This window comes from Streptomyces sp. NPDC088732, from assembly GCF_044751205.1.
Classification (GTDB): Bacteria; Actinomycetota; Actinomycetes; order Streptomycetales; family Streptomycetaceae; genus Actinacidiphila.
The window spans coordinates 164,079-184,870 of record NZ_JBIVLI010000007.1 but is presented as its reverse complement, the minus strand read 5'-3'; the positions used below and the strand labels follow the sequence as shown (position 1 = coordinate 184,870).

At 71.2% G+C, this 20,792-nt stretch carries 22 protein-coding genes; 20 read left to right on the top strand and 2 right to left on the bottom strand.

All coding sequences use genetic code 11. The annotated features are described in order from the left end of the window. Positions 1-25: 25 nt before the first annotated feature. The 16 genes from prfA (at position 26) to ACIP9H_RS14795 (ending at position 14,625) form a co-directional block, all read left to right on the top strand. Positions 26-1,114, top strand: a complete 1,089-nt coding sequence (gene prfA / locus ACIP9H_RS14870; RefSeq protein WP_360909893.1) for a peptide chain release factor 1 — start codon at positions 26-28, stop codon at positions 1,112-1,114. A gap of 14 nt (positions 1,115-1,128) precedes the next feature. Next, positions 1,129-1,974, top strand: coding sequence for a peptide chain release factor N(5)-glutamine methyltransferase (prmC, locus tag ACIP9H_RS14865; RefSeq protein WP_401580322.1), 846 nt, complete (start codon positions 1,129-1,131; stop codon positions 1,972-1,974). A 31-nt stretch (positions 1,975-2,005) separates the two neighbouring features. Beyond that, positions 2,006-2,653 carry an L-threonylcarbamoyladenylate synthase gene (locus tag ACIP9H_RS14860; protein WP_401580321.1) on the top strand — a complete coding sequence of 216 codons (648 nt, stop codon included), beginning with the start codon at positions 2,006-2,008 and terminating at the stop codon, positions 2,651-2,653. After that, positions 2,650-3,273 (top strand): protein-tyrosine-phosphatase, encoded by a 624-nt coding sequence (locus tag ACIP9H_RS14855; RefSeq protein ID WP_401580319.1) that lies wholly within the window; start codon positions 2,650-2,652, stop codon positions 3,271-3,273. The genes ACIP9H_RS14860 and ACIP9H_RS14855 overlap by 4 nt, the downstream gene beginning before the upstream one ends. A gap of 128 nt (positions 3,274-3,401) precedes the next feature. Continuing rightward, positions 3,402-4,703 (top strand): serine hydroxymethyltransferase, encoded by a 1,302-nt coding sequence (glyA, locus tag ACIP9H_RS14850; protein WP_401580317.1) that lies wholly within the window; start codon positions 3,402-3,404, stop codon positions 4,701-4,703. 117 nt (positions 4,704-4,820) lie between these two features. Continuing rightward, positions 4,821-6,122, top strand: coding sequence for an MraY family glycosyltransferase (locus ACIP9H_RS14845; protein WP_401580315.1), 1,302 nt, complete (start codon positions 4,821-4,823; stop codon positions 6,120-6,122). A 254-nt stretch (positions 6,123-6,376) separates the two neighbouring features. Continuing rightward, entirely contained in the window at positions 6,377-6,790 is a 414-nt protein-coding gene (locus ACIP9H_RS14840) for a hypothetical protein (RefSeq protein WP_401580313.1), read from the top strand. Positions 6,791-7,000: 210 nt separating this feature from the next. Then, complete coding sequence (gene atpB, locus ACIP9H_RS14835; protein ID WP_360909958.1) at positions 7,001-7,831, top strand: F0F1 ATP synthase subunit A; 831 nt, start codon at positions 7,001-7,003, stop codon at positions 7,829-7,831. Between the two features lie 78 nt (positions 7,832-7,909). Beyond that, on the top strand, positions 7,910-8,152 hold the full coding sequence (atpE, locus tag ACIP9H_RS14830) for an ATP synthase F0 subunit C (RefSeq protein WP_018563527.1): 243 nt from the start codon (positions 7,910-7,912) through the stop codon (positions 8,150-8,152). Between the two features lie 43 nt (positions 8,153-8,195). Then, positions 8,196-8,741 carry a F0F1 ATP synthase subunit B gene (locus ACIP9H_RS14825; RefSeq protein WP_401580310.1) on the top strand — a complete coding sequence of 182 codons (546 nt, stop codon included), beginning with the start codon at positions 8,196-8,198 and terminating at the stop codon, positions 8,739-8,741. Next, complete coding sequence (locus ACIP9H_RS14820; protein WP_401580308.1) at positions 8,738-9,553, top strand: F0F1 ATP synthase subunit delta; 816 nt, start codon at positions 8,738-8,740, stop codon at positions 9,551-9,553. Before ACIP9H_RS14825 ends, ACIP9H_RS14820 begins: the two co-directional genes overlap by 4 nt. Before the next feature lie 88 nt (positions 9,554-9,641). Beyond that, positions 9,642-11,213 (top strand): F0F1 ATP synthase subunit alpha, encoded by a 1,572-nt coding sequence (gene atpA, locus ACIP9H_RS14815; RefSeq protein WP_360909875.1) that lies wholly within the window; start codon positions 9,642-9,644, stop codon positions 11,211-11,213. A gap of 2 nt (positions 11,214-11,215) precedes the next feature. Then, positions 11,216-12,133 carry a F0F1 ATP synthase subunit gamma gene (locus tag ACIP9H_RS14810; protein WP_401580306.1) on the top strand — a complete coding sequence of 306 codons (918 nt, stop codon included), beginning with the start codon at positions 11,216-11,218 and terminating at the stop codon, positions 12,131-12,133. Positions 12,134-12,135: 2 nt separating this feature from the next. After that, positions 12,136-13,578 (top strand): F0F1 ATP synthase subunit beta, encoded by a 1,443-nt coding sequence (gene atpD, locus ACIP9H_RS14805; protein ID WP_360909871.1) that lies wholly within the window; start codon positions 12,136-12,138, stop codon positions 13,576-13,578. Between the two features lie 122 nt (positions 13,579-13,700). Beyond that, positions 13,701-14,078 carry a F0F1 ATP synthase subunit epsilon gene (locus ACIP9H_RS14800; protein ID WP_360909956.1) on the top strand — a complete coding sequence of 126 codons (378 nt, stop codon included), beginning with the start codon at positions 13,701-13,703 and terminating at the stop codon, positions 14,076-14,078. Between the two features lie 94 nt (positions 14,079-14,172). Continuing rightward, complete coding sequence (locus ACIP9H_RS14795) at positions 14,173-14,625, top strand: DUF2550 domain-containing protein (RefSeq protein ID WP_401581101.1); 453 nt, start codon at positions 14,173-14,175, stop codon at positions 14,623-14,625. 109 nt (positions 14,626-14,734) lie between these two features. Here ACIP9H_RS14795 and ACIP9H_RS14790 read toward each other — a convergent pair whose 3' ends face one another. After that, entirely contained in the window at positions 14,735-15,388 is a 654-nt protein-coding gene (locus ACIP9H_RS14790; protein WP_401580304.1) for a response regulator, read from the bottom strand. On the opposite strand from ACIP9H_RS14790, the gene ACIP9H_RS14785 reads away from it, so the two are divergent. Beyond that, a complete protein-coding gene (locus ACIP9H_RS14785; RefSeq protein ID WP_401580302.1) occupies positions 15,387-15,770 on the top strand; it encodes a hypothetical protein in 384 nt (127 codons plus the stop codon). The two genes, ACIP9H_RS14790 and ACIP9H_RS14785, sit on opposite strands and share 2 nt — an antisense overlap. Before the next feature lie 29 nt (positions 15,771-15,799). On the opposite strand, the gene ACIP9H_RS14780 is transcribed toward ACIP9H_RS14785, so the two are convergent. Beyond that, positions 15,800-16,372 carry a cob(I)yrinic acid a,c-diamide adenosyltransferase gene (locus ACIP9H_RS14780; protein WP_401580300.1) on the bottom strand — a complete coding sequence of 191 codons (573 nt, stop codon included), beginning with the start codon at positions 16,370-16,372 and terminating at the stop codon, positions 15,800-15,802. A 171-nt stretch (positions 16,373-16,543) separates the two neighbouring features. Between ACIP9H_RS14780 and ACIP9H_RS14775 the strand changes: the two genes are divergently transcribed. From ACIP9H_RS14775 to ACIP9H_RS14765, 3 genes are all read left to right on the top strand, one after another. After that, the gene (locus ACIP9H_RS14775; protein WP_401580298.1) at positions 16,544-17,392 is read left to right on the top strand and encodes a 3-hydroxyacyl-CoA dehydrogenase family protein; all 849 of its coding nucleotides are present in this window, start codon (positions 16,544-16,546) and stop codon (positions 17,390-17,392) included. Positions 17,393-17,595: 203 nt separating this feature from the next. Continuing rightward, the gene (locus ACIP9H_RS14770; protein ID WP_018563514.1) at positions 17,596-17,919 is read left to right on the top strand and encodes an STAS domain-containing protein; all 324 of its coding nucleotides are present in this window, start codon (positions 17,596-17,598) and stop codon (positions 17,917-17,919) included. A gap of 213 nt (positions 17,920-18,132) precedes the next feature. Beyond that, positions 18,133-20,712 (top strand): ATP-binding protein, encoded by a 2,580-nt coding sequence (locus tag ACIP9H_RS14765; protein ID WP_401580296.1) that lies wholly within the window; start codon positions 18,133-18,135, stop codon positions 20,710-20,712. The last annotated feature ends 80 nt before the right edge of the window (positions 20,713-20,792 follow it).

Sequence of the window (20,792 nt, the reverse complement as noted above, 5' to 3'; positions counted from 1 at the left end):
ACCCATTCGCAGAGCAGGGATCCTGATGTTCGAGGCGGTCGAGGAACTGATCGGCGAGTACGCCGACCTCGAGAAGAAGCTTGCCGACCCCGGAGTCTTCGCGGACCAGGCCAACGCGCGCAGGCTCAACAAGCGCTACGCCGAGCTGACCCCGATCGTCGGCACGTACCGGGGCTGGAAGCAGACCGGCGAGGACATCGACACGGCCCGCGAACTCAGCGCCGACGACCCGGACTTCGCCGCCGAGGTCAAGGAGCTGGAGAAGCAGCGCGAGGAGCAGACCGAACGGCTGCGCCTGCTGCTCGTGCCGCGCGACCCCAGCGACGACAAGGACGTGATCCTGGAGGTCAAGGCGGGCGAGGGCGGCGAGGAGTCCGCGCTGTTCGCCGGCGACCTGCTGCGCATGTACCTGCGCTACGCCGAGCGCGTGGGCTGGAAGACCGAGATCATCGACTCCAACGAGTCCGACCTCGGCGGCTACAAGGACGTCCAGGTCGCGGTGAAGACCAAGGGCGGGGGCGGCGCCACCGAGCCCGGCCAGGGTGTCTGGGCGCGGCTGAAGTACGAGGGCGGTGTGCACCGCGTGCAGCGTGTGCCCGCGACCGAGTCGCAGGGCCGCATCCACACCTCCGCCGCCGGTGTGCTGGTCACCCCGGAGGCCGAGGAGGTCGAGGTCGAGATCGGCCCCAACGACCTGCGGATCGACGTCTACCGCTCCTCCGGCCCCGGCGGCCAGTCGGTCAACACCACCGACTCCGCGGTGCGCATCACGCACCTGCCGACCGGCATCGTGGTCTCCTGCCAGAACGAGAAGAGCCAGCTCCAGAACAAGGAGCAGGCGATGCGCATCCTGCGTTCCCGGCTGCTGGCCGCCGCCCAGGAGGAGGCCGAGCGCGAGGCCTCCGACGCCCGCCGCAGCCAGGTCCGCACGGTCGACCGCAGCGAGCGCATCCGCACCTACAACTTCCCGGAGAACCGCATCTCCGACCACCGCGTCGGGTTCAAGGCGTACAACTTGGACCAGGTCCTCGACGGTGAACTCGACGCGGTCATCCAGGCGTGCGTCGACGCCGATTCGGCTGCCAAGCTGGCCGCCGCGGGCGACGGAAGCTGAACCGGAGGCGACAAGTGAACCTGCTGCTCGCCGAGGTCGCGCAGGCGACCCAGCGGCTGGCCGACGCCGGCGTGCCCTCGCCGCGCTTCGACGCCGAGGAACTGGCGTCGTACGTGCACGGCGTCAAGCGCGGCGCCCTGCACACCGTCTCCGACGCGGACTTCGACGCGCGCTACTGGGAGGCCGTCGCCCGCCGCGAGGCCCGCGAGCCCCTGCAGCACATCACCGGCCGGGCGTTCTTCCGCTACCTGGAACTCCAGGTGGGGCCGGGCGTCTTCGTGCCGCGTCCGGAGACGGAGTCCGTGGTGGGGTGGGCCATAGACGCCGTGCGCGCCATGGACGTCGCCGAGCCGCGCATCGTCGACCTGTGCACCGGGTCCGGCGCCATCGCGCTCGCCCTGGCGCAGGAGGTGCCGCGCAGCCGGGTGCACGCCGTGGAGCTGTCCGACGAGGCCCTGGTGTGGGCCCGCAAGAACGTCCAGGGCAGCAAGGTCGACCTGCGCCAGGGGGACGCCCTCGCGGCCTTCCCCGACCTCAACGGCCAGGTGGACCTGGTGATCTCCAACCCGCCGTACATCCCGCTCACCGAGTGGGAGCACGTGGCGCCCGAGGCCCGTGACCACGACCCGGAGATGGCGCTGTTCTCCGGCGAGGACGGCCTCGACACCATCCGCGGCATCGAGCGCACCGCGCACCGGCTGCTGCGGCCCGGCGGCGTGGTCGTCATCGAGCACGCAGACACCCAGGGCGGCCAGGTGCCCTGGATCTTCACGGAGGAGGCCGGCTGGGCTGACGCCGCCGACCACCCCGACCTGAACAACCGCCCCAGGTTCACCACTGCCCGCAAGGCGACGCCGTGAGCACGGCGCCGCACGTCATGGAGGTCTGCTGATGGCACGGCGTTACGACTGCTCGGACGCGACGGACCGGGTGGCCGGACTGCGCGAGGCCGCGTCCGCCGTTCGCCGCGGCGAGCTCGTGGTGCTGCCCACGGACACCGTCTACGGCATCGGCGCGGACGCCTTCAACGCCGAGGCCGTCGGCGACCTGCTGGAGGCCAAGGGCCGGGGCCGCAACATGCCCTCGCCCGTTCTCGTCGGCTCCCCGAACACCCTGCACGGCCTGGTCACGGACTTCACCGAGCAGGCCTGGGACCTCGTCGACGCCTTCTGGCCCGGCGCGCTGACCCTGGTCACCCGCCACCAGCCGTCCCTCCAGTGGGACCTGGGGGACACCCGCGGCACCGTGGCCGTGCGTATGCCGCTGCACCCCGTCGCGATCGAGCTGCTGAACACGACCGGCCCGATGGCCGTCTCCAGCGCCAACCTCACGGGACACCCCTCGCCGCAGGACTGCGACGCCGCCCAGGAGATGCTCGGCGACTCCGTGGCCGTCTACCTCGACGGCGGGCCCACGCCGGCGGCCGTGCCCTCCTCCATCGTCGACGTCACCGGCAAGGTGCCGGTACTGCTGCGGGCCGGGGCCCTCAGCGCCGAGCAGCTGCGCGAGGTCGTACCCGACCTGGAGGTAGGCAATTGACGCCGCCCATACCCGGGCAGCGCGATGACTACTTCCGCATCCTTCACGTCTGCACCGGCAACGTCTGCCGCTCGCCGATGGCCGAGCGGCTGACCCGCCACGAGCTGACCCAGCGGCTCGGCGACGGGGCCTCCGGCATCATCGTGGAGAGCGCGGGCACCTGGGGCCACGAGGGGGCGCCGATGGAGGCGCACGCGGCCACGGTGCTGGCCGAGTACGCCGCCGACCCGAGCGGCTTCCTCGGCCGCGAACTCCTCGACGACCACGTCATCGACGCGGACCTGGTGCTCACCGCGACCCGGGACCACCGCGCGCAGGTGATCTCGATGGGGCACGCGGCGGGGCTGCGGACGTTCACGCTCAAGGAGTTCACCCGGCTCGTGCGGGCGATAGACCCCACGACGCTGCCGGAGGGCAGCGTGACCGAGCGGGCCCGCTCGCTGGTGCGTGCCGCGGCGGCGCTGCGCGGCTGGCTCCTGGCGCCGACGCCGGACGCGGACGAGGTGTACGACCCGTACGGGGCGCCGCTGACCTTCTTCCGCTCCGTCGGCGAGGAGATCCACGGGGCGCTGGACCCGGTGCTGACCGCGTTGACAGGGGTGGCGGCCCCTACCCGGTGAGGTCCTGCCGGAAGGTTTCCGCACAGGTCGCGGCCCGACATCCACCGGCGGAGCACAAGACGGCGCGAAACGGCCGGAACGGTGCAAGAGTGGCAGGTGAGTCCCTTCCAGCCGCCCCGGAGCGCCCCATGCCTACCGCGGAAGCGTCGTCAGCCCACATAACCACCACCGCGCTCCCGGCCGGGGACACCGGCTTCGCCCGGCTGCGCGACCAGGACCCCGAGCTGGCGGACATCCTGCTCGGGGAGACCCAGCGGCAGGCCTCCTGCCTCCAGCTGATCGCGGGGGAGAACTTCACCTCGCCCGCGGTGCTGGCCGCCCTCGGCTCGCCGCTGTCCAACAAGTACGCCGAGGGCTACCCGGGGCACCGCCACCACGCGGGCTGCGAGCTGGTCGACCTTGCGGAGCGGCTGGCCGTGGAAAGGGCCACACGGCTCTTCGGAGCCGCCCACGCGAACGTGCAGCCCTACTCCGGCTCCTCGGCGGTCCTGGCCGCCTACGCGGCCCTCCTGGTCCCCGGGGACACCATCCTGGCGATGTCCCTGGCGCACGGCGGGCACCTCACGCACGGATCGGAGTCCAACTTCTCCGGCCGCTGGTTCCGCATCGCCGGGTACGGCGTGACCGAGGGCGCCACCTTCGAGGAGGGCGGCCGCATCGACTACGACCGGCTGCGCGTCCTCGCCCACCAGCACCGCCCGAAGGCGATCGTGTGCGGCGGCATCGCCTACCCCCGCACCATCGACTACGCCGCGTTCCGCGAGATCGCCGACGACGTCGGCGCGTACCTGATCGTGGACGCCGCGCACACGCTGGGCCTGGTGGCCGGCGGGGTCTCGCCCAACCCGGTGCCGTACGCGGACGTGGTGTGCGCCACCACGCACAAGACGCTGCGCGGGCCGCGCGGCGGGCTGATCCTGTGCGGGGCCGATCTCGCGCAGCGCATCGACCGGGCGGTCTTCCCGTTCTCGCAGGGCGGCCCGCACATGCACGCGATCGCCGCCAAGGCCGCGGCCTTCGCGGAGGCGGCCCGGCCGGAGTTCGCGCTGTACGCGCACCAGGTGGTCGCCAACGCCCGTGTGCTCGCCGACGCCCTGGCCGGCCAGGGCATGCGGATCGCCACCGGCGGCACGGACACCCATCTGATCGCCGCCGACGTGTCGGCCTTCGGGGTCACCGGGATGCGCGCCCGCGGGCTGTGCGCCGGCGCCGGGATCGTGCTGGACAAGTACACGCTCCCCTACGACAAGGAGCCCTGCGCCGCGGGTTCCGGCATCCGCCTGGGCACCGCGGCGGTGACCACGCAGGGCATGGGCGAGCAGCAGATGCCGCAGGTCGCGGACGTGATCGCGCGGGCGCTGCGGGAGGAGCGCGGACTGGCGAACCGGGTCGCGGAACTGGTGGGCGACTTCCCCCCGTACCCGGTCTGACCGGGCACGGGCGGGCCCCCGCGCGTACCCGGGGAGTGACATGTGCAACCCTGGGTACCCGCTGTGAGTCTCTGACTGTGTTTCCAGTCGCCACCCGGACGCGAATAGGGTGTGCCCGTGCGCGAGTACCTCTTGACCTTGTGCGTGGCCGCTGCCGTCACCTACCTCCTGACGGGGCCGGTGCGGAAGTTCGCCATCGCGGCAGGTGCCATGCCCGAGATCCGCGATCGCGACGTCCACCGCGAACCGACGCCGCGGCTCGGCGGCATCGCCATGTTCGGCGGCCTGTGCGCCGGCCTGCTGGTGGCCGCGCACCTGACCAACCTCAAGAGCGTCTTCGAGCTCTCCAACGAGCCGCGCGCGCTGCTGTCCGGCGCGGGACTGATCTGGCTGCTGGGCGTGCTCGACGACAAGTGGGGCGTGGACGCGCTGATCAAGCTGGGCGCCCAGATGATCGCGGCCGGTGTCATGGTCCTTCAGGGCCTGACCGTGCTGTGGCTGCCCATCCCGGGCAAGGGCATCGTCGCGCTCAGCCCGGTGCAGTCGACGCTGCTGACCGTCGCCCTGGTGGTGATCACCATCAACGCGGTGAACTTCGTCGACGGCCTGGACGGGCTCGCGTCCGGCATGGTGTGCATCGCCGCCATCGCGTTCTTCATGTACGCCTACCGGATCTGGTACGGCTACGGCATCGAGGCCGCGGCGCCCGCGACGCTGTTCAGCGCGATCCTGATCGGCATGTGCCTGGGCTTCCTGCCGCACAATCTGCATCCCGCGCGGATCTTCATGGGCGACTCCGGCTCGATGCTGATCGGCCTGGTGCTGGCCTCGGGTGCGATCTCCATCACAGGCCAGACCGACCCCGACGCGATCACCAACCTCACCGGGTCCACCCGGGACACCACGCACTTCATGGTGCCGGTCTACATGCCGCTGCTGCTGCCGCTGACGCTGATCGCGATCCCCGCCGCGGACCTGGTGCTGGCCATCGTGCGCCGCACGTGGAACGGCCAGTCGCCGTTCGCCGCGGACCGCGGCCACCTGCACCACCGGCTGCTGGACATCGGCCACTCGCACAGCCGGGCCGTGCTCATCATGTACTTCTGGTCGGCGCTCATCGCCTTCGGCGCGGTGGCGTTCTCGGTCAACTCCTCCAGCCTGTGGATCGTGCTGGGCATCGTCATGCTGAGCGCGATCGGACTGATCGCGCTGCTCATGCCGCGCTTCAACCCCAAGGCCCCGCGCTGGGCCGAGTCGTTCGTGCCGCCCCGCTACCGCCGCACGCGGATCGAGGCGCACGCCGCGGCGAGCGCCGCCATCGCCGCGGGGGAGGCGCCGGGTGTCAACGGCGCGACCGCGCTGAGCGAGATCGACCGGCAGCTGGTGGAGGCCGGCCGTTCGGCGGGCAGCGGTCACTGAGCCGCGGGCCCGATAGCACACGGGTGTCCGGCCGTCAGCCGGACGCCACGGGTGCTACTCCGGTCGTGTGACAGGTCGCACACGAACCGGGTAAAGACCTCATCAAATAGTTTGTGATACCGTTCACGAAAGCCCGGAAGCAAGCCGAAAGACCGAGTGCGATGGTCTTCCGGCGTGAGGCATGTCCCCGCCGCCGGGCTACGCTCGTCCACGACGACCCCTGTACTCCCAACCTCGCCGGAGGAGCTGCCGCCATGCAGTCCAACGACGTCCGAACGCTTCTGAATTGCGCCGTGCCCGCCGCAGCCGCGGGAGTGATCGCGGTCGCTGTCGCAGCCGTGCTCGCGGGCGGCAAGGGGGCGATCGGCGCGGGATTCGGCGCGGTGGTCGTGATCACCTTCATGGGAATCGGCCTGACGGTGCTTCAGCGCACCGCCCGTTCCTACCCCACGCTGTTCCAGGCGATGGGCCTGATGCTCTACACGGTGCAGCTGCTGCTGCTGGCGATCGTCCTGGCGGTGTTCAAGCACACATCGCTGTTCGACACCCAGGTGTTCGCGTTCAGCCTGCTCGGCACGACGTTGGTGTGGATCGCCGCCCAGGCCCGTGCGCACATGAAGACCAAGATGCTGTACGTCGAGCCCGGATCCGCCGGAACGTCGTCGTGAACCCAGGGGCCGGTGCAAGAGGGCTGCCGCTCGTTTGCTATCGTCCGGTCTCAACTGCGGCAGAGCTGGCGCGGGCGGCAGTCATGCCTTCGCAACAGTCGTCCGGCTCGATGTCCGACCGCCGCCCCCACATCTGCTTGACCAGTCCAGTGCCGTTCCGCGGGCCTACGCCGCGCCGACACAACGAGGTTGCCGTACCCATGCGCCACGCTGAAGGAGCTCGCGGTGAGTGATGTAAAGACGCTCGCTTTCGAGACGAACTGCCACATCTTCGACGGGTGCGGCTTCCCGGCCCCCGGCCTGCACTCCTTCCTCTTCAAGCCGTTGATCGGCGACGGGGACGGCAGCGTCTACTTCAACAAGACGATGCTGCTCGCGCTGCTCGGCAGCATCGTCATCGTCGGCTTCTTCTGGGCCGCCTTCGCCAAGCCGAAGGTCGTCCCCGGCAAGCTGCAGATGGTGGCCGAGGCCGGCTACGACTTCGTGCGCCGCGGCATCGTCTACGAGACGATCGGCAAGCGCGACGGCGAGAAGTACGTGCCGTTCATGGTCTCGCTGTTCTTCTTCGTGTGGATCCTGAACCTGTGGTCGATCATTCCGATCGCCCAGTTCCCGGTCACCGCGATCATCAGCTACCCGGCCGCGCTCGCCGCGATCGTCTACATCACCTGGATGTCGCTGACGTTCAAGAAGCACGGCTTCGTCGGTGGCTGGAAGAACATCACCGGCTACGACAAGAACCTCGGCCCGGTCCTGCCGATGGTCGTCGGCCTGGAGTTCCTCTCCAACGTGATCGTCCGCCCGTTCACGCACGCGGTGCGACTCTTCGCCAACATGTTCGCCGGGCACGTCCTGCTGCTGCTGTTCACCATCGCCAGCTGGTACCTGCTCAACGGCATCGGCATCGCCTACGCGAGCGTCTCGTTCGTGATGGTCATCGTGATGACCGCCTTCGAGCTGTTCATCCAGGCCGTCCAGGCCTACGTCTTCGTCCTCCTGGCCTGCTCCTACATCCAGGGCGCGCTGGCCGAGCACCACTGAGCACCGTTCACCGCTCGGCACCCCCGATTGTCCGGTGGCCAACCCCCACCGGTCCGTGAAAGAGAAGGAAGAAACAGCATGTCCGCTGTGAACCTCGCCGCCACCCAGATCCTCGGCAACCTGGGCTCCATCGGCTACGGCCTCGCGGCCATCGGCCCCGGCGTCGGCATCGGCATCATCTTCGGCAACGGCACCCAGGCCCTCGCCCGTCAGCCCGAGGCTGCCGGCCTGATCCGCGCCAACCAGATCCTCGGCTTCGCCTTCTGTGAGGCGCTCGCCCTGATCGGTCTGGTCATGCCGTTCGTCTACCCGACCTCCTGATCCGGGCTGACGAGCCCAACCCCTTTCGACGGAAGGCACTGATGTGAACGCCCTGGTACAGCTGGCGGCCGAGGAGGCGGAGAACCCCCTCATCCCGCCGATCCCAGAGCTCGTCATCGGTCTCATCGCCTTCGCCATCGTCTTCTTCTTCCTGGCCAAGAAGCTCATCCCGAACATCAACAAGGTTCTGGACGAGCGCCGCGAGGCCATCGAGGGCGGCATGGAGAAGGCCGAGGCCACCCAGGCCGAGGCTCAGCGGACCCTCGAGGAGTACAAGCAGTCGCTCGCCGAGGCTCGTCACGAGGCCGCGCGTCTGCGCCAGGAGGCGCAGGAGCAGGGTGCCGCGCTCATCGCCGAGATGCGTGCGGAAGGCCAGCGGCAGCGCGAGGAGATCATCGCCGCGGGCCACGCGCAGATCGAGGCGGACCGCAAGTCCGCCGCGCACGCGCTGCGCCAGGACGTGGGCAGGATCGCCACCGATCTGGCAGGCAAGATCGTCGGTGAGTCCCTGGAGGACACCGCCCGGCAGAGCCGTGTGATCGACCGCTTCCTCGACGAGCTCGAGGAGAAGGCCGAGGCCGCGCGATGAACGGAGCGAGCCGCGAGGCACTGGCCGCCGCACGCGAGCGTCTCGACGCGCTGGCGGACAACACGTCCGTCGACGCGGCGAAGCTCGCCGAGGACCTGGCCGCCGTCACGGGGCTGCTCGACCGCGAAGGCACCCTGCGCCGGGCGCTGACCGACCCGGCGCAGTCCGGTGAGGCCAAGGCGGGCCTGGTGCAGACGGTGCTGCGCGGTCAGGTCGGCGGGGAAGCCCTCGACCTGTTCTCGGGCATGGTCCGCAGCCGGTGGTCGCAGTCGCGGGACCTGACCGACGCGCTGGAGGAACTCTCCTTCGGCGCCGACCTGATCGCCGCGGAGCGCGCCGGCCACCTCGACGACGTCGAGGACGAGCTGTTCCGCTTCGGCCGGATCGTCTCCGGCAGCACTGATCTGCGGGCCGCGCTGACCGACCGCGCCGCGGGCGCCCAGGCCAAGGCCGGGCTGCTCCGCTCGCTGCTGGGAGGCCGGTCCAACCCGGTCACCGAGCGGCTCGTGGTCCGTCTTGTGACCCATCCGCGAGGCCGTAGCCTGGAGGCAGGGCTCGACGCCCTGTCCAAGCTGGCGGCGGCGCGCCGGGGCCGTACGGTCGCGGTCGTCGTCTCGGCGGTACCGCTGAGCGACCGGCAGAAGCAGCGTCTCGGCGCCGCGCTGGCCACGATCTACGGTCGGCCGGTGCACCTGAACCTCGACGTGGACCCCGAGGTCCTCGGCGGAATCCAGGTGCGGGTGGGCGACGAGGCCATCAACGGGACCATCGCGGAACGCCTCGAAGAGGCGGCCCGGCGGATGGCCGGCTGAACCAGCCACCAACTCAAAGAGCAGTACAGCGGCCCGAGTTGGGCCGTAGCGAATACTTCGGGCCCAACAAGGAGAGCAGGGAACCCAGATGGCGGAGCTCACGATCCGGCCGGAGGAGATCCGGGACGCGCTGGAGACCTTTGTCCAGGCGTACAAGCCGGACGCGGCCTCGCGCGAGGAGGTCGGCACGGTCAGCATGGCCGGCGACGGCGTTGCCAAGGTGGAGGGTCTGCCCTCGGCCATGGCCAACGAGCTGCTGCGCTTCGAGGACGGCACCCTCGGTCTCGCCCTCAACCTCGAGGAGCGCGAGATCGGTGCGATCGTCCTCGGCGAGTTCAGCGGTATCGAGGAGGGCCAGCCGGTGCACCGCACCGGTGAGGTGCTCTCCGTCGCTGTCGGCGAGGGATACCTGGGTCGCGTCGTCGACCCGCTCGGCACCCCGATCGACGGCCTCGGCGAGATCGAGACCGACGGCCGCCGCGCGCTGGAGCTCCAGGCTCCCGGCGTCATGGCCCGCAAGTCCGTCCACGAGCCGATGCAGACCGGCCTCAAGGCCGTGGACGCGATGACCCCGATCGGCCGCGGTCAGCGTCAGCTGATCATCGGTGACCGCCAGACCGGCAAGACCGCCCTGGCGATCGACACGATCATCAACCAGCGCGACAACTGGCGTTCCGGCGACCCGAAGAAGCAGGTCCGCTGCATCTACGTCGCCATCGGCCAGAAGGGCTCCACCATCGCGGGCGTGCGCGCCTCGCTGGAGGAGGCCGGCGCCCTGGAGTACACGACCATCGTCGCGGCTCCGGCGTCCGACCCGGCAGGCTTCAAGTACCTCGCCCCCTACACCGGCTCGGCCATCGGCCAGCACTGGATGTACCAGGGCAAGCACGTCCTCATCGTCTTCGACGACCTGAGCAAGCAGGCCGACGCCTACCGCGCCGTCTCCCTGCTGCTGCGCCGTCCGCCGGGCCGCGAGGCCTACCCGGGTGACGTCTTCTACCTGCACTCCCGTCTGCTGGAGCGCTGCGCCAAGCTCTCCGACGACATGGGCGCCGGCTCGATGACCGGTCTGCCGATCGTCGAGACCAAGGCCAACGACGTCTCGGCGTTCATCCCGACCAACGTCATCTCCATCACCGACGGCCAGTGCTTCCTGGAGTCCGACCTGTTCAACGCGGGCCAGCGCCCGGCGCTGAACGTCGGTATCTCGGTCTCCCGAGTCGGTGGCTCGGCGCAGATCAAGGCCATGAAGTCGGTCGCCGGCCGCCTGCGCGTGGACCTCGCCCAGTACCGCGAGCTGGAGGCCTTCGCCGCCTTCGGTTCCGACCTGGACGCCGCCTCCAAGGCGCAGCTGGAGCGCGGCAAGCGCATGGTCGAGCTGCTGAAGCAGGGCCAGTACGCGCCGTTCCCGATCGAGGACCAGGTCGTCTCCATCTGGGCCGGCACCACCGGCAAGCTGGACGACGTCCCGGTCGAGGACATCCGCCGCTTCGAGCGCGAGCTGCTGGACTACCTCCGCCGCGAGAAGAAGGACCTCCTGCAGGGCATCGTCGAGACCGGCAAGCTGGGCGACGACACCATCGAGGCCCTGACGGACGCGGTCACGGAGTTCAAGAAGCAGTTCGAGACCTCGGACGGCAAGCTCCTGGGTGAGGGCTGAGCATGGGCGCCCAGCTTCGGGTATACAAGCGCCGCATCAAGACCGTCACCGCCACAAAGAAGATCACGAAGGCGATGGAGATGATCTCCGCGTCCCGGATCGTCAAGGCCCAGCGCCAGGTGGCGGCCTCGTCCCCGTACGCCGATGAGCTCACCCGCGCGGTGGCCGCGGTCGCGAGCGGTTCCAACACGAACCACCCGCTGACCACGGAGACCGAGAACCCGACCCGCGCCGCGGTGCTGCTCGTGACGAGCGACCGCGGTCTGGCCGGCGGCTACTCGTCCAACGCGATCAAGGCGGCCGATCGGCTCACCGAGCGGCTGCGCGCGGAGGGCAAGGAGGTCGAGCACTACATCGTCGGCCGCAAGGGCGTCGCGTACTACGGCTTCCGTGAGCGTCCCGTCACCGCCTCGTGGACGGGATTCACCGACAAGCCGGCCTACGCGGACGCCAAGGCCGTGGCAGACCCGCTGATCGACCAGGTCCTCAAGGACACGGCCGAGGGCGGCGTCGACGAGCTGCACATCGTCTTCACGGAGTTCGTGTCGATGCTGACGCAGTCCCCCGTCGAGCGGCGGCTGCTGCCGCTCTCCCTCGACGAGGCCACCGGCGGCCAGGCCCGCAAGGAGGGGGAGATCCTTCCCCTGTACGACTTCGAGCCGTCGGCGGAAGGCGTCCTGGACGCCCTGCTGCCGCGGTACGTCGAGAGCCGGATCTACAACGCGCTGCTGCAGGGTGCCGCTTCCGAGCACGCCGCCCGCCGCCGCGCGATGAAGGCCGCGACCGACAACGCCGAGGAGCTCATCAAGACGCTCACGCGGCTTGCCAACCAGGCCCGCCAGGCCGAAATCACCCAGGAAATCAGCGAGATCGTCGGTGGCTCCAGCGCCCTGGCCGACGCCTCTGCGGGGAGTGACTAAACATGACCACCACTGTTGAGACGGCCGCTGCCACGGGCCGCGTCGCCCGGGTCATCGGCCCGGTCGTCGACGTGGAGTTCCCCGTCGACGGCATGCCCGAGATCTACAACGCCCTCACCGTCCAGGTCGCCGACCCGGCCGAGAACGGCAAGCTGAAGACGCTGACCCTCGAGGTCGCCCAGCACCTGGGCGACGGCCTGGTCCGCGCCATCTCCATGCAGCCCACCGACGGCCTGGTCCGCCAGGCCGCGGTCACCGACACGGGCACGGGCATCACCGTCCCGGTCGGCGACTTCACCAAGGGCAAGGTGTTCAACACCCTCGGTGAGGTGCTGAACGTCCCCGAGGAGAACGCCAACGTCGGTGAGCGCTGGACGATCCACCGCAAGGCCCCGAAGTTCGAGGACCTCGAGTCGAAGACCGAGATGTTCGAGACCGGCCTGAAGGTCGTCGACCTGCTGACCCCGTACGTCAAGGGCGGCAAGATCGGTCTGTTCGGTGGCGCCGGTGTCGGCAAGACCGTCCTCATCCAGGAAATGATCATGCGTGTGGCGAAGCTGCACGAGGGCGTTTCCGTGTTCGCCGGTGTCGGCGAGCGCACCCGTGAGGGCAACGACCTCATCCAGGAGATGGAGGAGTCCGGCGTTCTCGACAAGACCGCGCTGGTCTTCGGCCAGATGGACGAGCCCCCGGGCACCCGTCTGCGCGTCGCCCTGGCCGGTCTGACCATGGCGGAGTACTTCCGCGATGTGCAGAAGCAGGACGTGCTGTTCTTCATCGACAACATCTTCCGCTTCACGCAGGCCGGTTCCGAGGTCTCCACGCTGCTCGGCCGCATGCCGTCCGCGGTGGGTTACCAGCCGAACCTCGCCGACGAGATGGGCCTCCTCCAGGAGCGCATCACCTCGACCCGTGGTCACTCGATCACCTCGATGCAGGCGATCTACGTCCCCGCGGACGACCTGACCGACCCGGCGCCGGCGACGACCTTCGCGCACCTGGACGCGACGACCGTTCTGTCGCGTCCGATCTCGGAGAAGGGCATCTACCCGGCGGTGGACCCGCTGGACTCGACGTCCCGCATCCTGGACCCGCGCTACATCGCGCAGGACCACTACGAGTGCGCCATGCGCGTCAAGGGGATCCTGCAGAAGTACAAGGACCTCCAGGACATCATCGCGATCCTCGGTATCGACGAGCTGGGCGAGGAGGACAAGCTCACCGTCCACCGCGCCCGCCGCATCGAGCGCTTCCTGTCGCAGAACACCCACGCGGCGAAGCAGTTCACCGGTGTGGACGGCTCCGACGTCCCGCTGGAGGAGTCGATCCACGCGTTCAACGCCATCGCCGACGGTAAGTACGACCACTTCCCTGAGCAGGCGTTCTTCATGTGCGGTGGCATCGAGGACCTCGAGCGCAACGCCAAGGAGCTCGGCGTCGGCTGACGCCTTCGCCCGACGGCTCACCGTGGCAGGGGGCGGACCCTGTGTCCGCCCCCTTGCCGCACCCCCGTTATCCTTTGTTTCATGCACCCGCCGGACGGCGGTGGGTGCCGACCCGAGGAGCCATCTTGGCTGAGCTGCACGTCGAGCTGGTCGCCGCGGACCGCAATGTCTGGTCCGGCGAGGCCACTCTTGTCGTCGCACGCACCGAGTCGGGCGACATCGGCGTCATGCCGAACCACGAGCCGCTGCTCGGTGTGCTGCAGACCGGCCCGGTGACCATCCGCACCACCGACGGCGGCACCGTTGTCGCGGCGGTGCACGGCGGCTTCATCTCCTTCGCGGACAACAAGCTGTCGATCCTCGCGGAGATCGCGGAGCTGGCCGACGAGATCGACGTCCAGCGCGCGGAGCGGGCCCTGGAGCGTGCGAAGGCCGACGCCGACGCGGTCGGCGAGCGGCGCGCCGAGGTCCGTCTCATCGCGGCGACCGGTTCGCGCTGAGCATCCGGCCCACTGGGGCCATGAGCCGCGGGAGGCCCGAGAGGGCTTCCCGCGGTTGCAGTATCCCTGTACGTGACGTTGAGCGAGGAGGTCGATAGGCGTGATCCTCGCTTTTCAGCTGTGCGGGGCCCTTGTCGCGGTGGCGCTGCTGGGGCTGTTCGTCTTCGGCCTGCGGCGGCGGCTCATCCAGCGTCCCGGCGGCACCTTCGACTGCAGCCTGCGCACCGCGCCCGGCGGCGTGGACGCCCCCTCGGGCAAGGGCTGGGCGTACGGCGTCGCGCGCTACAGCGGTGACCGGATCGAGTGGTTCCGGGTCTTCTCCTACGCCCCCCGACCGCGGCGGTCCCTGGAACGCTCCGCCATCGAGGTGCTGCACCGGCGGCTGCCGCAGGGCCAAGAGGAACTGGCGCTGCTGTCCGACGCCGTCGTCCTGGTCTGCGAGCACCGCGGCACCCGGCTCGAACTCGCGATGAGCGAAGACGCCCTCACCGGCTTCCTCGCCTGGCTGGAGGCCGCCCCTCCCGGCCAGAGGGTGAATGTGGCCTGAGTAGAGGGTGCCCCGCTGGTGGGGGTCCCCCCGGACGGAGTCCGGGGGAGGGTGAATGTGGCCTGAGCCCCGCTGTCCGGGGGAGTGACCTGAGGCGTGAGCGCCCCCGTCACGGCTTCGCCGGCAGTCCCCACTCCTGCGCGAGAATCGCCGCCTGCACGCGGCTGCGCAGTTCGAGCTTGGCGAGTATCCGGCTGACATGGGTCTTGGCCGTGGCCTCCGCCATGCCGAGCCGGGCCGCGATCTCCGCGTTCGACAGTCCCTGGCCGACACAGGCGAGCACCTCCCGCTCGCGCGGGGTGAGGCCGTCCAGCAAGCCGCGGTCCGCCTCCCGCACCGCGCGCGCCGGCCGGGCGAACTCCCCGATCAGGCGCCGCGTCACCGCCGGGGCGATCATCCCCTCGCCGCGTGCCACCAGGCGCACCCCCTCGATCAGCCGGTCGGCCTCGGTGTCCTTCAGCAGGAATCCCGCGGCCCCGGCGCGCAGCGCGCCGAAGACGTACTCGTCCAGGTCGAACGTGGTCAGCACCAGCACGTCCGCCAGGCCCTCGGCGACGATCTCGCCGGTGGCCCGCACACCGTCGAGCCGGGGCATCTGCACATCCATGAGGATCATGTCGGGTCGCAGCTCGCGGGCCGCGCGGACGGCGGCCTCCCCGTCGGCGGCCTCACCGACCACCTCGATGTCCGGCACCGAGCGCAGGATCAGCACCAGCCCCGCCCGGACCGCCGACTGGTCCTCGGCGACGACAACCCGGATCATGCCTCCCCCTCCACGGGCAGCGCGGCGCGCACGCGCCAGGTACCTGGGCTTCTCCGTCGCGTACGGGCACTACCTGGTGCGCTGGGCCGACGCCCGTGTCGCGTACCGCTTCGCGGGCGGGCCGAGGCCGCAGGGCCCGCCGAAGTTCGGCCGGGCGCGGGCCGTGCACGAGTGGCGGATGTGCGGGCGCACGGCTCTGGCGGCGGTGCCGGCCGCGCTGCTGCTGGAGTGCGCGGTCCGGCTCGTCGGCGACGCGGATCGCACGGAGGCGCTGCGGCAGTGGCAGCTGCGGTTGGCGTGGGTCACCGGGCTCAACGCCGCCTTCGCGGCGTCGTACACGCTGTGGCCGCGGCGCGAGCCCGCCACGGGCCCGCGCCGATGACGTGCTGTCAGGGTCGGCGGCTCAGCGGCTCAGCGGTTCTCGCCGGGCACCCACAGGACGTCGCCGACCTCCTTGTTGGCCGTGCGGGCCAGGATGAACAGCAGGTCCGACAGGCGGTTGAGGTAGGTGGCGGTGAGCGGGTTCATCGTCTCGCCGTGCTCCTCCAGCGCCGCCCACGTGGAGCGTTCCGCCCGCCGCACCACCGTGCACGCCTGGTGGAGCAGCGCGGCCCCCGGGGTGCCGCCGGGCAGGATGAAGCTGCGCAGCTTCTCCAGCTCCTCCAGGAAGCGGTCGCACTCCGCCTCCAGCCGGTCCACATAGCCCTGTTCGACGCGCAGCGGCGGGTACTTGGGGTCGGGCACGACCGGCGTCGCCAGGTCCGCGCCGACGTCGAAGAGGTCGTTCTGGACCCGCACGAGGACGGTCGCGACCTCCGCGGGCAGCCCGCCGAGCGCGAGGGCGACACCGATCGCGGCGTTGGCCTCGTTGGCGTCCGCGTAGGCCGAGATGCGGCTGTCGGTCTTGGCGGTGCGGCTCATGTCGCCGAGGGCGGTGGTCCCGTCGTCCCCGGTCCGCGTGTAGATGCGCGTCAGATTGACCATGGGGCCGAGCGTAGTCCCCGGCGGTGCCCGGCCGCCGGTGTCCCACCGCGGGCCCGGTCGCTCCGTGATTGCGACGAAGGACACACGGTGACCCGGGTCTCCAACTGCTGCGCAGGGCTGTGAAGCACCGTTAAGGTCCCGGCAACAGCATCGAGAAGATAGGTGTGTGCCGTGGCGAAGAAGCTCGCCGTCGTCGGAGCCGGCCTGATGGGCTCCGGAATCGCGCAGGTGTCGGCCCAGGCGGGCTACGAGGTCGTCCTGCGCGACATCACCGACGAGGCGCTGGCCCGCGGCAGGAGCGGTATCGAGGCGTCGTACGAGCGGTTCGTCGCCAAGGGCAAGCTGTCGGCGGAGGAAGCGGCCGCCTCCCTGGGCCGCATCACCACGACCACCGACCTCGACGCGGCCGCCGACGCGGACATCGTCGTCGAGGCGGTCTTCGAGAAGATCGAGGTCAAGCAGGAGATCTTCCGGGCCCTGGACAAGATCGCGCACCAGGATGCGGTGCTCGCCTCCAACACCTCCGCCATCCCGATCACGAAGATCGCGGCCGTGACGGAGCGTCCGGAGCGCGTGGTCGGCACGCACTTCTTCTCCCCGGTCCCGATGATGCAGCTGTGCGAGCTCGTACGCGGCTACAAGACCAGCGACGAGACCCTGGAGCGGGCCAAGGCCTTCGCGGAGGAGGTCGGCAAGACCACCATCGTGGTCAACCGCGACGTCGCCGGCTTTGTCACCACCCGCCTGATCTCGGCGCTGGTCGTCGAGGCCGCCAAGCTCTTCGAGTCCGGCGTCGCCTCGGCGGAGGACATCGACACCGCCTGCCGGCTCGGCTTCGGCCACGCCATGGGCCCGCTGGCCACCGCCGACCTGACGGGCGTCGACATCCTGCTGCATGCCACCGGCAACATCTACACCGAGTCGCAGGACGAGAAGTTCGCGGCGCCGGAGCTGATGCGGCGCATGGTCGACGCGGGCGCGCTCGGCCGCAAGAGCGGCGAGGGCTTCTACCGCTACTGACGGGCGGTCAGTCCCGGTGGGCGCCCGAGGGCCCCGCCGGGGCGATCACCCGAGGGAGGGTGGGCCTGGCGGGCGCATCACATCACTCTCCAGAGTGAATTCGGTATCGGTTCGCTCACAGACGGCAACCTCTTCGTACGACGGACCGTCAGTTACGTAGAACCACGGTACTTTCCCACCCATTCACTCCACGGGGAGGCTTCATGCACATCAGGGGCGACCACGCCGAACTGGTTGTCGGGGGTCGCCTCGACGTCCGTACCGCGGCGGACGCCCGCAAGGTCCTGCACTCCGCGGTGGACGGCGGCCACGGGGACCTGGTGCTCGACCTGACCGAGCTGGACTCGTGGGACGCCACCGGACTGGGTGTGATCATGGGTGCGCACCGCCGCTGCGGACGGGCGGACCGCCGGCTGGTGCTGCGGGGCGTCCCGGCGCAGATGCAGCGGCTGCTGGTCGCCACGCGACTGCACCGCATTCTGGTCATCGAGGGGGGTATCGCGGCAGAGGCACTGCCGCGTACCTAGCGGGGCGTGCCGCAACGGAACTGGCAAGCCCGGACAGATTTGGACGCATGGGCGGCATGGCGGCCCTGAGGTTCGCACATACTGTGGGAAGGTTTAAGGTTCGGTTCCGGCGTGCCACACCCCGTACGCCGAGGAGGGGAGCCGGACCGGTCCAGCTGCGGACGTGCGGGCCCGGTACGGCCCCGCTGCGACGCGAATGGGGGGCGGAGACTAATGGACCCACACATCGGACCCGACATGTCCGGCGACGAGTACGGCGCACAGCAGGACTCCACGAGCTTTCCCGAGCGGCCGGCACCGGCCGGGCCCGAGGACGGCACGCAGCCCGTGCCGCGCGCGACGCGGCCCCTGCGTGACCCGCTGGCCCCCGAGGTCGGCTCGGGCACGGCGGACGGCGACGCACCCCGGGTCGTCCAGCTCGTCGTCGGCGACTGCCTGCTGACCCTCAATCCCGTCGACGGCAGCGAGGTGAGCACCCTGCCGGCCGCCGGGCTGCCCGCCCCGGTACGCCGCGACGCGGATGCGCGGGCCGCGCGCACCACCGGCACGCACCCCGCCGTGCCTCCGGGCCCGCGCGGGCCCGAGCTGCCGCTGCTGGAGCGGGAGGAGGAGCGCGAACGGCTCACCCGGCTGCTGTCCCGCGGCCGTTCGGTCCGGGTCACCGGCCCGTCCGGCGCCGGCCGCAGCGTGCTCCTCGACGCCGTGGCCGAGGTGTCCGCCGGCGTCGCCCCCGACGGTGTGATCCGGCTCTCCGGCTACCGCCGCACGCCCAGCGACCTGTTGCAGGAGATCTTCAGCACGGTCTACGGCACCGAGGACGAGTCCTCGCAGGCAGACGACGTCGCGGGCTACCGCCCCGACCGCGGGCGGCTCACCGAGCTGCTGCGCGAGGTCGGCGCGGTCGTCGTCCTGGACGACCTGGAGTTCGGCGGCGCGGCCCTGGAGGAACTGCTCGCGGCCGCACCCGAGTGCGCCTTCCTGATGGCCGCGACGCCCGACGTCGCCGCGCCCTCCTCCGACTCCGCGGTCGAGGAAGTCTTCCTTCCCGGGCTGACCCGGGTCGCCTGCCTCGAACTGCTCGAACTGGCCGCGGGGCGGCCGCTGCAGGAGGAGGAGACCGCCTGGGCGGCGGACCTGTGGTTCGAGTCCGAGGGGCTGCCGCTGCGCTTCGTCCAGGCCGGCGCGCTGCTGCGGCAGCGCGACGTGCTCGCGGCCGAGATCCTCGCCGCCGACGAGTCCGTCTGGGGCGGCACGGATCCGGACGACGAACTGCCCGTCGACGCGCCCTTCGACGCGATCGCCGGGCCTGGGGCGCCGGTGTCCTCCTCGCACGTGCCGCTGCCCTCGCTCGCCGAGAGCGCCGCCCCCGCCGCGCTGCTGGCCTCCCGGCTCAGCGGCGCCGCCCAGGAGACGCTGCGCTTCGCGGTGGCCCTGGGCGGGGAGTGCCCGCACCAGTCGCACCTGCCCGCGCTGGTCGGCGAGACGCACGGCGACGCCGCGCTCGGCGAACTCGTCGCCGTGGGGCTCGTCGCACCGGTCGACCGGCACCACCGCCTCGCGGCGGGCGTACGCACGCAGCTCGCCGCCCCCGGTGAACTCGCCGAGGACGCCGCCGCGGAGGGCGCCCCGCAGGCCCTCACGGCCGCCCAGCACTACACCTGGTGGGTCGGCCATCCCTCCGTCACGCCCGAACGCGTCGCCGCCGAGGCGGAGGCGGTCCTGGCCGCCCTCAGCGCCTGCCGCGACGGGGGCCACGCCAGCGCGGCCGTCCTCCTCGCGCGCACGGCGGCACCGGTGTTCGCCGCGTCGCTGCACTGGAGCGCCTGGGAACGCGCCCTGCGCGCCGGCCAGGAGGCCGCGCGGCAGTCCGGAGAGGTCGCCGAGGAGGCGTACTTCCTGCACGAACTCGGCGTCCTCGCGCTCTGCCTCGGCGGTTTCGACCGTGCGCGCAGCGAGCTGGAGGCCTCCATAGCCCTGCGCGCCGCGCTCGCCGACCGCCAGGGCACCACGGTCGGCCGCCGCACGCTCGCCCTGGTCCTCGACCGCTCGGGCCACATCGCACCGTTCACCACCCCCGACAGCGCCGCGACGGCCACGAGCGGCCTCGCGCTGCCCGAGTCCCCCGCGACGATCATCAGCAAGCGCCTGGCCGTCACCGCGCCGCGCCGCCGCGGCCTCACCGCCTCCCGCCGCAACCTCGTCGCCGCCGGCGCGGGCGCACTGCTCGCGGCGGTGCTCGGCACCATCGTCACCCTCGGCACGACGGCCTCCGGCGGTGACCAGAACACCCCGATGAACGTCAAGCCCCTGGAGACCGCGCAACCCGACAACGCCGACGACGGCCTCCCGGCGGACGGCGCGTCCCCCACCCCGGGCTCCACCCACCGCGGGCCCTCGCCCTCCGTCAGCGGCAGCGGCCCCGCCACGGACCCGAGCGCCCCGGGCACGGGCACGGGCGGCGGCACGGGCGGCGGGGTGGACCCGGGGACGGGCACGGACGGCGGGAGCACGACGGGGGAGCAGGGCGGCAACACGCCGTCGCACACCACGACGCCGCCCAAGGGCGGCACGCCGCCGACCCTGAAGCCGACGCCGTCGTCGACGCCGAGCTCGTCGACGCCGAGTTCCACGCCGCCGAGCAGCCCCTCGACGACGCCCGGCACCCCGACGACGCCGACGGACACCCCGACCGGGCCGGAGGGCACCACGACCGCCAGCGGCCCGTCGACCGACACCCCGGTGACGGCGACCGAGGGCGCCCCCGGCACCGCCGGGACGACGCCCGTCATCTGAGGCCGTCCGCAGCGCAGCGTGGCCCCGTCGTCTGGAGACGACGGGGCCACGGCGCTGTCGGGGGGCCGCCGCGCGGCCCG